Genomic DNA, 13723 nt, shown 5'->3' with positions numbered 1-13723 from the left:
CCTGTAAAAACAAGCGATAAGCCAATCTCTCTCGCTCAGCAAGTTGCGTCTATCCTTTCGCTATGGGCGCCTGCCGCCCATCGTTCGCTGCGGCTCGCGGCATGCGCGTTTCTGGCTGTACGGGTTTCGGTTTATTTCATCGCGCGTCTCCATTCATCATGTTGAATTTCAAAGCAATCTCTCAGCAACAAGGAGTGTTTATATGGCTTACGTCATTACCGACCGAGAAAAACTGCAAGCGATTTGGGAGGCCGCCAAAGCCGGCGACTGGCCGGCCGTGTATGCCGCCTCCGTCGATGCGCTCACCGATCCCAACCATGCCAATCAACCTATTCAGGGCGTGGATATCGCGGTGTATACCTGGATCAAAGGCGCCTATGGCGTGAACTCGAACCAGGGGGCGTTTGCCCATTACATTCGTGACCAAACCAAGCTGCAGTATGAGCTGCGCACCGGGCATGTGCCCGATGACTGGGAAACGCGCATCCAGAATGCCTCCGACAACATCGCCAAAAACTTCGCCAAGACGCTGTTTGGCGTCGATCTGAGCAGCGATCCCAACGCGCCGCTGCCGGATGCCCCGCCCACCAGCGCCAAAGTGCCGGACATTCACGAGGTCGGCCTGATCGACGCCGGCGCGGCGGCGTCCGAGGTGTTCACCGATGCCTCCTCGACCGGCGCCCCCAACTATTCCCCCTGGGCCGGCACCACGCTGTTCTCCTATTTAGGCGACACCTCGTTCTTTACCGAATGGGTGGCCACCAACGACACCTCGCCTTTTAAGATCGAAAGCGGCACCTACGATTTGATTGCGGCGGCGCAGGTCTCCATGCAGATGAAAAACCTCAGCTACGTGGTTGAAACGCTGCTGGCGGGCGAAGTGCCCACCTATTTAACTACCCTCGGCATTGGCCACGAGACCCTCCGCCTCGCCGCCGAAGCGGCGCGTGATTTCTACACCGAATCCTACGGCAGCAGCGTGACCGGCGGCGGCAGCATCATTCCCGGCAAGCTGGATATCGGCTCGGCGATTTTCAACGACATTGCCGACGTGCTGTCCACGCCGAATCTGTACCGCGTCGGTACGCTGTATGACGACGATTTCACGCTGGCGTTCGGCAATATCGCCGTTAACACCGGCAGCGGCGACGACACCATCAGCGTGCCGCGCGGCTGGCAAAACAACGCCGGCAACTACGGCTGGACGGTGATCGACGGCGGCAGCGGCCACGATACGGTCGATTATTCCAGCCTGTCGCACGGGGTAAACCTGAAGTTTGACGCCCAGGGCAGCTATGGCGGGCGCGGGGTGGTCGAGAAAAACGGCATCGGACTGTATGGCTTTAAGGACGGGCTGTACAACATCGAGGCGGTGAAGCTGACGGACTTTAAGGATAACGTCACCTTTAACGATCGGGTGCTGACGCCGGCCAACGGTCTGGAGGTCAACCTGGGCAAAGGCTCCAGCGAGATTCGCTTCGAACACGGCTATACCACTGCACCGGGTGGGAGCGCGCCGCAGGATTATCTCGGCGTGAACCTGAGCATGCTGTCCAACGATGTGCCCTTCCCCAACAGCCTGCTGAATATTCCCGTAAAGCAGACCCACAATATCTACATCGACGACAGCTTCGAGCTGGGCTTTTTACAGGCCTCTTCCCTGTCTATCGATAACCACCTGCTGGCCTTCGGCACCGAAGGCTCAAACAGCAGCTTCTCGCTGAACTACAACGCGCAAACCCATACGCAGGATCTGTCGATATTCATGCAGGGCGAAAGCGCGCTCAATCAGCACGTCGTCAATATCTACAATTGGGCGCAAGGCGACTTCGGCATCACGCTGGAGCAGCCGGCCATTCAGCTTGTCGGTTTGCAAACCGTTACACCGCAAGAGCTCGCGGCCGCCTAAGCGAAGCCCGCCGGGTTTACCGGCGGGCTGTTTACCTTCAGCGCGACGGCTCAGGCCCCATCCCGCTCCGCAACCCGCGCCATCAACGCTCCCAGCAGCGCCAGGTCGACCAGCAACGCCAGCGCGAAACAGCCTCCTCTCGCGCCCGGCGCGGCGTAGGTTTGAATCAGCAAAGCGGCAACCACCACGGCGACGATGCTCACCACCGTCGCCAGCCTGCACGCCACGGCGAACGCCGTTTTCTCCCCCACCGCCGTGCGGTAGGCTACGCCCTGCCCCAGGCCGCCGAGGGCGATGCCCGCCAGCAGGGCCGGCCAATCATGGCCGCCGAACAGCATCAGCAGCGTCAATAGCCACCCCGCCGCCGCCAGCAAAAAACCGTAGCGGAGCATAGCCAGCACAGGCCGGTTCCGCAGCGGCTGCCAGCGGGCCAGCGCGGCGCCGCCGAGAAACGCCAGCACCAATGCCGTTAGCAGCATCAGCGTTGCAACGATGCCCAGCAGGCTCTCCGCCTCCAGCAGCAAAGCGCCCGCCGCGACCGGCACGCTGAGCGCCAGGGCGCTCGCCGCCGTTCCCGTGTGTTCCATGGCGCCTAGGGCGCCGTTGTTGATATAGAGGCTCATCGTTAACTCCCGACATGTGGGAATGATGAAATTAATTCATTCACCTGTTCACATGTCGCCAGCCTATCTCTTGTATAATCGATCAGACAAACTCATAGTTTTCAGCCTTAGATGAGAATAACTCAGCCATGAGAAAAACCCGTTTGCCGCCGCTGGGCGCGCTGCGCGCCTTCCACGCCGTGGCCGGCTGCCGCAGCTTCAAACTGGCCGCCGAGGCGCTGGGCGTCAGCGCGACGGCGGTCAGCCACCAGATCAAGCTGCTGGAGTCAGTGCTGGAATGCCGGGTGTGCGAGCGCAGCGCGCAGGGCGTCAGCCTGACCGAGACCGGCGAGATCCTGTATGCCGGCACCCAGCGCGCCTTCGCCGCGCTGGAGCAGTCCGTCGCCCAAATCACCCGCGCCCGGCAGCCGCCGGCGCTGACCGTCACCACCACCTCCAATTTTCTCACCCACTGGCTGGTGCCGCGCCTGGCGGATTTCAAGGCGGAATTTCCCGCCATCGATCTGCGCCTGCATACCAGCGTCGAGCGGGTCGATCTCAGCCAGCGCACCGTGGACGTCGCCATCCGCTACCGCGAAACGCCGGAAAGCGATCTGCATTGCACCCTGCTGCATGAGGATCGCTTTATGGTGGTGGCCAGCCCGGCACTGGCGCTGGAGCGCAGCGAGGATTTGCAGCGGATAACGCTGTTTCACGTGGAACATCGGCAGGTGCCTGCCGACTCCCCGACCTGGGAAAACTGGCGGCGGCGCTATGGGCCGGAAGGGTTGAACGTGGAAGCCGGGCTGACCTTCAGCGACGAGACGCATGCACTGCAGGCGGCGGTGGCGGGCCAGGGGGTGGTGATCGCCAGCCGGCTGCTGGCGCGCGATTTGTTGCAGCGCGGCGTGCTGGCCGCGCCGTTCGAGATGGCGTTACCCGGCGCCAACTATTACCTGGTGACCACCGAAGAAACCGCGCAGCGCCCCGATATCATCGCGCTGCGCGAGTGGTTGCTGCGGCAAATGACAGCGGGCTAACGGCGCTCGGGGGCGATCTCCCCCAGGCGGATCGCCACGCCGATCGCCTGTGCGGTGGTGGCGGCGCCAAGGCGTTGGCGAATGCGGCGCAGGTGGTTTTCCACCGTGCGTTCAGACAGGCCGAGCATCGCGGCGATATCCGCCTGCCGCCGGCCGATGGCGGTCCAGCTCAGCACCTCACGCTCGCGTGCCGACAGCCGGCCCTCTCCCTCGCCGGCCGCCGGTGCGAACAGCCGCCGCGCCGCCTGAAAGGCCGCCGTGCCCACCAGCGACAGCGCCAGCCGCACCGGCGGCGAAGCGTCGATGCGCTCACCCCCCAGGCTGACGGCGCCCTCCAAACCGGCCGGGCCGAACACCGGGATCTGCACGCCGTGCAGGCCCGCGCCGCGCGGCGTGCGCACAATCCGGTAGCGTTCACCCTGCTGCACCCGGGTCTTGGTCCAGAAAAACGGCTCGCTGACCCGCAGCATGTGCCGGGTCACCGGGCAGTGCCGCACGTAGGTCAGGGCATCGACGGCCTCGCCGTCGCCGAACCAGTCGCCCTCGACCCAATAGATATGCTCGATCCCCGCCTCCGCCGTGGCGGAAGCGGAAAACAGCACAAAGCGATCGAAGCCGAACGGCGCGGCAAAGGCGCGAACCCGCCCCTGAATGGCGGACAGGGTTCGCTCGTGGTCCATCGCCAGCGCCGTCTGGAAAGCGCGCTGCGCGATCTCGTCGCTCATCGCGCGGCGACGTCGGCCAACAGCGTCTCCGCCGCCAGCTTGCCGAGGTTGTTGGAGGCCAGCGGGCTGTCGCCGGTCAGCAGGCGCCGATCTTTATGCACCTTGCCGGTGATGTCGGCGTTGACGATCTTGACGCCCCGCTCGCGCAGGCGCTCGCCCACCAGCCAGGGCATCGGGCCGGGGATGTAGCCGATGTCGATGTTGGCGCCGGTATCGAGCGAGTCCGGGAACACGCACATCTCATAGCCGCGATAGAGGAAATCCTCTTTGCGCTCGCCGATGCCCGCCGCCAGCAGGCCCGCCGGCCCGTGGCACAGCGAAATCACGTAGCGATCGTTGTCGTGCGCCCAGTGCAGGGTCTTTTTCACCTCTTCGCTGAACGGAATATCATTCAGCACGCCGTGGCCGCCGGGGATGAAAACGCCGAGGTAGTTGCCGCCATCCAGATCCTTCACCACCTCCGTCAGCTTTTTCGGCTGCTTGAGTTGGCTACGGTACTTCTCGTAGGTGGCCTTGACCGCTTCGTCTTCCTGCGGGAACGCCCACATCTCCAGCTTCACCGGATCGCCGGACGGCGTGGCGATGTCGATCTCGAAACCGGCCAGATCCAGGTGATACATCGGCAGCAGCATCTCGACCGGGTGGTTGCCGGTGGAGAAGAACTTGCCGTTTTGCATCAGCAGGTAGCGCTCCTGCGAGGCGATCATCAGCACCTTCCACTTGCCGCCGCGATAGGCGTTCGGGTAGCTGGCGCCCGCAAAGTCGGTTTTGGACGAGGTGTACTGGCTGAGGGAGTAAGGCGATGGGAAGAACGCGTTGTCTTCCGCCACATCCGGGGTAGGATTACGATCGTTGGACACTGAATCAGTCATGATTATCTCCATATTCACCGTTACGTTGCCCTTTCAGCTTAAATAACCGCCGGCGGGGCCGCAATGAGGGATATCCCTCAAGCATCGCCCAGGCGGTGGAGATTCCGCCCGGGCGATAGGGTTAGCTGTTCACGAACGCCAGCAGATCGGCGTTGACCTGATCGGCATGGGTGGTCGGGATACCGTGTGGCGCGCCCTTATAGGTATGGAGCGTGCCGTTCTGCACCAGCTTGGCCGACAGCACGCCGGAGTCCTGATAAGGCACCACCTGATCGTCGTCGCCGTGGATCACCAGCACCGGAATGGCAATCTTCTTGAGATCCTCGGTGAAATCGGTCTGCGAGAAGGCGACGATGCCGTCGTAGTGCGCCTTGGCGCCGCCCATCATGCCCTGGCGCCACCAGTTCCAGATAATCGCCTCAGAGGGTTTGGCACCCGGACGGTTATAGCCGTAGAACGGGCCGGCGGGCACGTCGTAATAGAACTGTGCCCGGTTGGCGGCCAGCTGCGCCTGAAAATCATCGAACACCGCTTTGGGGGTGCCCTGCGGATTGGCGTCGGTTTTTACCATCAGCGGCGGCACCGCGCTGATCAGCACCGCTTTGGATACTTTGTCCTCGCCGTGGCGCACGATATAGCGCACCACTTCGCCGCCGCCCGTCGAGTGGCCCACGTGCATCGCGCCCTGCACGCCCAGGTGTTTTACCACCGCGGCGACGTCATCGGCGTAGTGGTCCATGTCGTGCCCTTCCGACACCTGGCTGGAGCGGCCGTGGCCGCGGCGATCGTGCGCAACCACGCGGAACCCTTTGTTCACGAAGAACAGCATCTGGGCATCCCAGTCATCGCTGGACAGCGGCCAGCCGTGGTGGAAGTAGATAACCTTGCCGTTTTTGGGGCCCCAATCCTTGTAGAAAATCTCGACGCCATCGCTGGTCGTTACGTAACCCATGTCGTTTCTCCCATTTACACTATGGTTAAAAAAGAAGGTTTATACTGCGCGCGGCGCCGGGATCTCTGGCTCCCTCATCCCGGTTGGCCGACGATCTTGCGTTGATCGTTTAACGAGTATAGGTTTAAAGCTCACTTTAAGGTCAAACACGATTCGGCAAACCGCATTCCCGCTTTCACTCGGCATCAGGAGAATTCAAGTGCAGGGAGATGACATCCTCATGACGATGGAGCAACGGCTTGCCGCCCAGCGCCATGCCTTCCTGCGCGACGGCGCACCGACGATCGCTCAGCGCAAGGCCGCCCTGCGCCGCCTGCGGAGCGCCATTCTGGCCCAGCGCGGTGCGCTGACGGCGGCCGTCAGCGCGGACTTCGGCCACCGCTCGCCTTACGAAACCGACATCCTGGAGATCCTGGTCACCGTGCAGGCGATCGATTATCTGCTGCGCCACCTGAAGCGCTTTATGCAGCCGGAACGCCGCCACGTCGCCCTGCCGTACCAGGCCGGGCGCGCCTACGTGCAATACCAACCTAAAGGCGTGATTGGCGTCATGGCGCCGTGGAACTATCCCTTCTCGTTGACCTTCATCCCGCTGGCCACCGCCCTGGCCGCCGGCAACCGCGTGATGCTGAAACCTTCGGAGCTCACGCCGCGCACCAGCCAACTCATCGAAACGATGTTGGCGGCGCTGTTTCCCGCCGATGAGGTCGCGGTGGTGACCGGCGGGCCGGACGTCGGGGCCGGGTTCAGCACACTGGCGTTCGATCACCTGGTGTTCACCGGCAGCACGGCGATCGGCCGCCAGATCATGCAGGCGGCCGGTAAAAATCTGGTGCCCTTGACGCTCGAGCTGGGCGGCAAAAGCCCCGCCGTCGTGGCGCCCGGCGCGCTCACCGCCAGAACCGTTAACAGCCTGGTGTTCGGCAAGCTGTCGAACGCGGGCCAAACCTGCATCGCACCCGATTACCTGTTGCTCCATCAGGACGATGTGGAAAACTTCATCGCGCTCTACGACGCGGCGGTCAAGGCGTTTTACCCTGACGGGCCGACGAGCCATGACTACGGCGCCATCATCAACGACAGGCACTACCACCGTTTGCAGGATCTGCTCACCGACGCCCAGGCGCGGGGCGCGCGGATCGTTCCGGTGGGCCACCGCCCGGACTCGGCGGCGGAACGGCCGAAAACCCTCGCCCCCACGCTGATCGTCGGCGCCCCCGACGACAGCCGGATCATGCAAGAGGAGATCTTCGGGCCGCTGCTGCCGATACGCACCTACGCCGCCTTTGATGAAGCGATCGACGTTATCAACGCCGGTCCGCGCCCGCTGGCGCTGTACTACTTTGGCCCAGGCGGCTCCCTGCAGGACAGGCTGCTGGCGCGCACCACCTCCGGCAACGTCAGCGTCAACGCCACCCTGCTGCATTTTGCCCAGGACGATCTGCCGTTCGGCGGCATCGGCCCCAGCGGCATAGGGGCCTGTCACGGCATTGAAGGATTCCGGGCGCTGAGCCACGCCAAGGGCGTCTTCATCCAAAGCCGCTGGCACTTCACCGATCTGCTGCGCGCACCGTTCGGCAAGCTGGCGGACGCGGTGCTCGCGTTCATGTTGCGGCGTCGATAACGCGACGTGTTGACTATCAATAGCACATCGATGAATCGCCGCAAGCTATCACAATATTCACTCATTTCTATTTTATCTCTCCGCCGCCGCTGACTAAGCTTACCCATGTGTCACCCTCTGCCCGTTGACGGTGGGGGTGACGTAAATCGATTGAGTTCAGTTATTTAGCGCAATACCCGACGCAAGCCTGACCCGCCTGCCTTGTTAACCGCTCCACGCCCGGCGGCTGGAGCATTTTTACGGAAGCAGAGAGCGCATTATGACAACTGAAAGCAAATGCCCGTTTTCGGGCGGCAAGCAGCCCGCCCCGCAGAACGGCCCCACCAATCAGGATTGGTGGCCTAATCAGCTCAGCCTGAAACCGCTGCACCAGCACTCCCCCCTGTCCGATCCGATGGATAAAGACTTCAACTACGCCGATGCCTTCAACAGCCTCGATCTGGCGGCGGTCAAACAGGATCTGCACGCCCTGATGACCGACTCGCAGGCATGGTGGCCGGCGGACTTCGGCCACTACGGCGGCCTGTTCATCCGCATGGCCTGGCACAGCGCCGGCACCTACCGCATCGGCGACGGCCGCGGCGGCGCAGGCGAAGGCCAGCAGCGCTTCGCCCCGCTCAACAGCTGGCCGGACAACGTCAGCCTCGACAAGGCGCGCCGCCTGCTGTGGCCAATCAAACAGAAATACGGCCGCAACATCTCCTGGGCCGACCTGATTATCCTGACCGGCAACGTGGCGCTGGAATCGATGGGCTTCAAAACCTTCGGCTATGCCGGCGGCCGCGCCGACACCTGGGAGCCGGACGACGTCTACTGGGGTTCGGAGAAGATCTGGCTGGAGCTGAGCGGCGGGCCAAACAGCCGCTACTCGGGCGACCGTGACCTGGAAGACCCGCTGGCGGCGGTGCAGATGGGCCTGATCTACGTCAACCCGGAAGGCCCGGACGGTAATCCCGATCCGGTGGCCGCCGCGCGCGACATCCGTGAAACCTTCGCCCGCATGGCGATGAACGACGAAGAAACCGTGGCGCTGATCGCCGGCGGCCACACCTTCGGCAAGACCCACGGCGCCGGCCCGGCGTCTCACGTCGGCGCCGATCCGGAAGCCGCCGGGCTGGAAGCGCAGGGCCTTGGCTGGCACAGCACCTTCGGCACCGGCGTCGGCAAAGACGCCATCACCAGCGGCCTGGAAGTCACCTGGACCACCACCCCGACCCAGTGGAACCACGACTTCTTCCGCCACCTGTTCGAATACGAATGGGAGCTGAGCCAAAGCCCGGCTGGCGCGCACCAGTGGGTGGCGAAAGACATCGGTGAAACCATTCCCGACGCCTTCGATCCCAACAAGAAACGCCGCCCGACCATGCTGACCACCGACCTGTCGCTGCGCTTCGATCCGGCCTACGAGAAGATTTCGCGCCGCTTCTATGAGCACCCGGAAGAGCTGGCCGACGCCTTCGCCCGCGCCTGGTTCAAGCTGACCCACCGCGACATGGGGCCGCGCGCGCGCTACCTCGGCCCGGAAGTGCCGCAGGAAGAGCTGATTTGGCAGGATCCGATCCCGGCGGTCGATCATCCGCTGATCGACGAGCAGGATATCGCCGCGCTGAAAAACGCCGTGCTGGCTTCCGGCCTGTCGGTGTCGGCGCTGGTCTCCACCGCCTGGGCTTCTGCTTCCAGCTTCCGCGGCTCAGACAAGCGCGGCGGCGCCAACGGCGCGCGCATTCGCCTGGCGCCGCAAAAGGACTGGGCGGTCAACCAACCTGCGCAGCTCGCCGCGACGCTGGCCAAGCTGGAGAGCATCCAACGCGCCTTCAACGATGCGCAGACCGGCGGCAAACGCGTCTCGCTGGCGGATCTGATCGTGCTGGCCGGCGCGGCGGGCGTGGAACAGGCGGCGAAGAACGCCGGTTTCACCCTGACGGTGCCGTTCGCCCCGGGCCGCATGGACGCCTCGCAGGAACAGACCGACGTGGACTCCTTCGAGGCGATGGAACCGCTCGCCGACGGTTTCCGCAACTTCCTGAAGGGCAAATACCGCGTGCCGGCCGAAACGCTGCTGGTCGACAAGGCGCAGCTGCTGACCCTGACCGCGCCGGAAATGACGGTGCTGGTCGGCGGGCTGCGGGTGCTCGGTGCCAACGTCGGCGGCACGCAGCACGGCGTGTTCACCCAGCGGCCGCAGGCGCTGACCAACGACTTCTTCGTCAACCTGCTCGACATGGGCACCACCTGGCACCCGGTCGGTGAAGACGGCCTGTTCGAAGGGCGCGATCGCCGCAGCGGCGCGGTCAAATGGACCGGCACCCGCGTCGATCTGGTGTTCGGTTCGCACGCGCAGCTGCGCGCGCTGGCCGAAGTCTACGGCAGCGCCGACGGGCAAGAGAAGTTCGCCCACGACTTCGTCGCCGCTTGGAACAAAGTGATGAACCTCGATCGTTTTGATCTGGCGTAACTAAGCGACAGCACAAAGCCCGCCACGGTAAACCTGGCGGGCTTTTTAATCATTGATGCATATCTTTATCGCAATCTCGTGCTAACGTGGGCTAACCACAGCCAAGGAGATGGCATGATACAGACATCGGATAGCACTCACCCGCTCTTCAGCAGTTACAAAAAGACCTTCACCTACTCAGGCCGCGAAAGCCGTAGGCCTTACTCAATGCTGCTTTTGTGCCAGCACGTTTGGTTTCTGCTTTATCTCGCCGTTATCGCCAGCAAGATGAATGAGATTTCCATTTTCGCGCTTGCGGCGTTTTTGCTGCCTATGCTAGCGGCCAATGTGCGCCGTTTGCACGATGCGGGTTACTCCGGTGGTTGGTGCCTGACCTGGTTCTGCTTCACACCCTATGTAATGCTGATCTTCGCGCTGTTCCTTCCCGCAAAGAACCTCAACAATCCTTACGACGATCGCCCAAACCTGGCGTAAGCCCCCTCAACGGCCTGCTTCGGCGAGCCATGGCTGGCGCCGCGATATTCTCTTTACCCGCTTATTCGTATTTACTCAACAAGTCATATAAAAATTTGATGGGCGGCAATTCTTTTAATGCTGTATTTATATTTAGACGGCAATGGAGACCGTAAACTCAGCTGGCTAATGCGATATATCCCATCCAGGAGAACACCGTTATGGATTATCCTCGATTCACCTCAATATGCGCCAAGGCGGGCCTTATTCTCATCGCCGCCCCTTAGCGGCTGCGGGCCCGGCCGCCAAAGGCGCCCAACGTTTTTATGCCAATAAAAAAAAGAGGTTCTGCACCTGGGCGATATTCGCTTGGGCGCCAGACGCTCGCCCTTATTTAATGCTTCACTCCGCGCACTGCGCTTTTCTTTTTTATTTTTCAACCGACGGGGAAGGTCATAGGGAATCACTCTTCACTCAGGAAAATAACCGCTACCTGGAGGTCATCATGCAACATATCATCGGTATTTCTTCTCGTCGGCTGAGGATATCGGCCCTTGCGCTGCTGCTCCCGGCAATGTCCTGGGCGGCCGATACGGCGTCTCTCGCCGTAGGGCCGCAATATGACACCACCCATGTCTACGTCGAACGCGGCAAGATGGATGCCTTTGTCGACAGCATCCTGAAAACCTTCGGCGGTACCAGCACCGAACGCGTGCTGGTCAACGTCACGCCCACGCCGAGCGAAACCTACTCCCAGCTGATACTGACGCCGGCCGGCAGCTTCTCGGTGTTCGATTTCAAAACGCCGATCCCGCACCCGTTCGGCACCGAGCGCAATGGTTTTCTGGTCAGGGATATGGACGCCGCCATCCACCAGGCCAGGGCCGCCGGCGCCGATGTGCAGGTCGAGCCTTTCGACGATCCCATCGGCCGCGACGCGGTGATCCAGTGGCCCGGCGGCGTCAACATGCAGCTCTATTGGCACACCAAGGCGCCTGACTACAAGCCGCTGCTGAGCGTGCCGGAAAACCGCCTGTATCTCTCCGCCTACCGCGTCGACGATTTCCTGAAAAGCTACCAGGCGTTCTCGCACGGCAAGGTCGTGAGCGACGAACGGGTCAGCGATACGGCGATCGGCCGCAGCGACAACGGCAAGATCCGTCAGATCGAACTGGACTCCCGCTTCGGCAAAACGCGCATTTTCGTCACCGACGGGCATCTGCCTTATCCGTTCGGCCATGAGCGCACCGGCTATGGCGTCGACGATCTGCCGGCCACGCTGGCCAAAGCGACAGCCAGCGGCGCGCAGGTGCTGTGGCGTTCGACGGCGGCGGAGCGCCGCGCCTCGGCGCTGGTGCGTTTCCCCGGCGGCTACATCGCCGAAATTCACCAGGCGGCTAAATAAACCCAAGGCGCGCTGCGGCGCGCTTTTTTCTTCGGATATCCATGATGAAACGCACGCTACCCGCACTGTTGCTGTTCTCCACGCTCCCCGCCCTGGCGGCGGAGCCCGCCGCGTCCCCCTGGAAAAACATCCCGTTAGGCGATACGGCCACCCTGTCTTTCGACGGTTCACTGCGCGAGCGCTATGAATGGACGGATCAACGGGATCTGAGCGGCGGGCGCGACGATACCTTCATGCAGCGCTTGCTGGTTGGCGCGCGCCTCGACTACGGCGACTATTTCGGCGCCTATGTGCAGGTGGGATCGTCGCTGGCCACGCCGCGCGACCGTGGGCGCAAGCCGACCGACGAAGATCATGCCTACCTCGGCCAGGGCTATGTGGATATGAAACTGCCCACCGCCTACGGCCTCGGCACCCTGCGGGTCGGCCGCCAGGAGATTGCGCTGGGTTCGCTGCACCTGATGGGCACCCGCGACGGCCCCAACGTGCGCCGTTCTTTCGACGCCGTCCGCGCCAGCTGGGCCAAGGATAAAAACCGCCTCGACGCCTTTATCGGCCATCCCGTCACCCTTAAAACCGGCAGTTTCGACGACGATACCGACAACAGCCAAAAGGTGTGGGGGCTGTACGGCACCACGCCGCTAGCCGCGCTGGCTTCCTCGCTCGATCTCTACACCTTCGGCTTTGAGGATAGCGATGCCCACTACGCGCAGCTCAGCGGGCAAGAGCGGCGCTATACCGTCGGCGCGCGCATTTTCGGCGCGGCGCAGGGATTCGACTGGGACAACGAGGCCGCCTGGCAGTTCGGCAGCGCAGAACAGCGCGACATCCGCGCCTGGTCGGCGTCGGCGCACGCCGGGTATACGGTGAGCGACTGGCGCTGGCAACCGCGCTTCGGCGGCAAAATTGGCATCGCCAGCGGCGATAAAAACGGTCACGATGGGCAGCTCAATACCTTTAACGCCATGTACCCCAAGCTGCCCTACCTGACCGAGAACGGGCTGGTGGCGCCGGCTAACCTGATCGCCATCCACCCTTCGGTCACGATTACGCCTTGGCAAACCCTGTCCATCGATTTCAGCTGGGACGCGTTGTGGCGACAACGTCGCGAGGATGCCGTCTACCTCGGCCCGATGCGCCCGGTGAAAGGCAGCGAGCAAGGCTCGCGCTTTATCGGCAATCAGTATCAGGTCGAAACCACCTGGACACCGCGCAGCGATCTTCAGTTCAAGGTGGCCTATGTCTACTTCGACGTCGGCCACAGCCTGCAACAGCATGCCGGACTGAAAAACATGAACTTCGTGCTGGCGCAGGGCACCTACAGTTTTTAAGTATCAGTCAAGTTAATCGGTGTACGCGAGTGTCCTTAATAATCCCGTACTCAATTAATGTCGATCGCCGGCGAGTAGCCGCCCATATGCATTACGGTAATGGCGGGTACTCACCGCCATTCACAGATAAAAATCAAAGAAAAGCAAAAAGATAAACCAGTCACATAAACTTCGCGAGCCAATTACAGAGTAATATTAAATAAAGGTTTAATTCCATCCAGTTATTTAAGCACGCCTTTTACGCATATCTTATGTAAAAGATTCATATAAGAATAACTCATTAATAAAATAATTATGCCTATACTGCTTTCAGCCAACCACTGCGCACTATTAATTCCTCACCGTGATTAATGAT

General features: G+C 62.0%; 11 protein-coding genes. 7 read left to right on the top strand and 4 right to left on the bottom strand.

All coding sequences use genetic code 11. The features are described 5' to 3' along the window. Positions 1-202: 202 nt before the first annotated feature. A complete protein-coding gene (locus tag GF111_RS21745; RefSeq protein ID WP_147190428.1) occupies positions 203-1909 on the top strand; it encodes a hemolysin in 1707 nt (568 codons plus the stop codon). A gap of 50 nt (positions 1910-1959) precedes the next feature. On the opposite strand, the gene GF111_RS21740 is transcribed toward GF111_RS21745, so the two are convergent. Further along, positions 1960-2532: a hypothetical protein gene (locus GF111_RS21740; protein ID WP_094460466.1), complete on the bottom strand. Its 573-nt coding sequence runs from the start codon at positions 2530-2532 to the stop codon at positions 1960-1962. Between the two features lie 128 nt (positions 2533-2660). Here GF111_RS21740 and GF111_RS21735 point away from each other — a divergent pair, with 128 nt between their 5' ends. Then, a complete protein-coding gene (locus tag GF111_RS21735; RefSeq protein WP_147190426.1) occupies positions 2661-3551 on the top strand; it encodes a LysR substrate-binding domain-containing protein in 891 nt (296 codons plus the stop codon). On the opposite strand, the gene GF111_RS21730 is transcribed toward GF111_RS21735, so the two are convergent. From GF111_RS21730 to GF111_RS21720, 3 genes are all read right to left on the bottom strand, one after another. Then, the gene (locus GF111_RS21730; protein ID WP_147190424.1) at positions 3548-4276 is read right to left on the bottom strand and encodes a PA1136 family autoinducer-binding transcriptional regulator; all 729 of its coding nucleotides are present in this window, start codon (positions 4274-4276) and stop codon (positions 3548-3550) included. The two genes, GF111_RS21735 and GF111_RS21730, sit on opposite strands and share 4 nt — an antisense overlap. After that, complete coding sequence (gene hchA, locus GF111_RS21725) at positions 4273-5148, bottom strand: glyoxalase III HchA (protein ID WP_038877961.1); 876 nt, start codon at positions 5146-5148, stop codon at positions 4273-4275. The genes GF111_RS21730 and hchA overlap by 4 nt, the downstream gene beginning before the upstream one ends. 121 nt (positions 5149-5269) lie before the next feature. After that, positions 5270-6100, bottom strand: coding sequence for an alpha/beta fold hydrolase (locus tag GF111_RS21720; RefSeq protein ID WP_038877959.1), 831 nt, complete (start codon positions 6098-6100; stop codon positions 5270-5272). A gap of 220 nt (positions 6101-6320) precedes the next feature. On the opposite strand from GF111_RS21720, the gene GF111_RS21715 reads away from it, so the two are divergent. From GF111_RS21715 to GF111_RS21695, 5 genes are all read left to right on the top strand, one after another. Further along, positions 6321-7724, top strand: a complete 1404-nt coding sequence (locus GF111_RS21715) for a coniferyl aldehyde dehydrogenase (protein ID WP_162420030.1) — start codon at positions 6321-6323, stop codon at positions 7722-7724. Between the two features lie 259 nt (positions 7725-7983). Continuing rightward, positions 7984-10179 (top strand): catalase/peroxidase HPI, encoded by a 2196-nt coding sequence (gene katG / locus GF111_RS21710; protein WP_094460465.1) that lies wholly within the window; start codon positions 7984-7986, stop codon positions 10177-10179. Positions 10180-10293: 114 nt separating this feature from the next. Further along, the gene (locus tag GF111_RS21705; protein ID WP_110593491.1) at positions 10294-10653 is read left to right on the top strand and encodes a DUF805 domain-containing protein; all 360 of its coding nucleotides are present in this window, start codon (positions 10294-10296) and stop codon (positions 10651-10653) included. Between the two features lie 484 nt (positions 10654-11137). Continuing rightward, positions 11138-12037, top strand: coding sequence for a VOC family protein (locus tag GF111_RS21700; RefSeq protein ID WP_038877951.1), 900 nt, complete (start codon positions 11138-11140; stop codon positions 12035-12037). Positions 12038-12078: 41 nt separating this feature from the next. After that, entirely contained in the window at positions 12079-13368 is a 1290-nt protein-coding gene (locus GF111_RS21695; protein WP_147190422.1) for an alginate export family protein, read from the top strand. Positions 13369-13723: the final 355 nt, after the last annotated feature.

The sequence above is a fragment of the Serratia sp. HRI genome, from assembly GCF_010119335.3.
Classification (GTDB): Bacteria; Pseudomonadota; Gammaproteobacteria; order Enterobacterales; family Enterobacteriaceae; genus Serratia; species Serratia nevei.
This window is presented reverse-complemented; position numbering and strand designations above follow the sequence as displayed.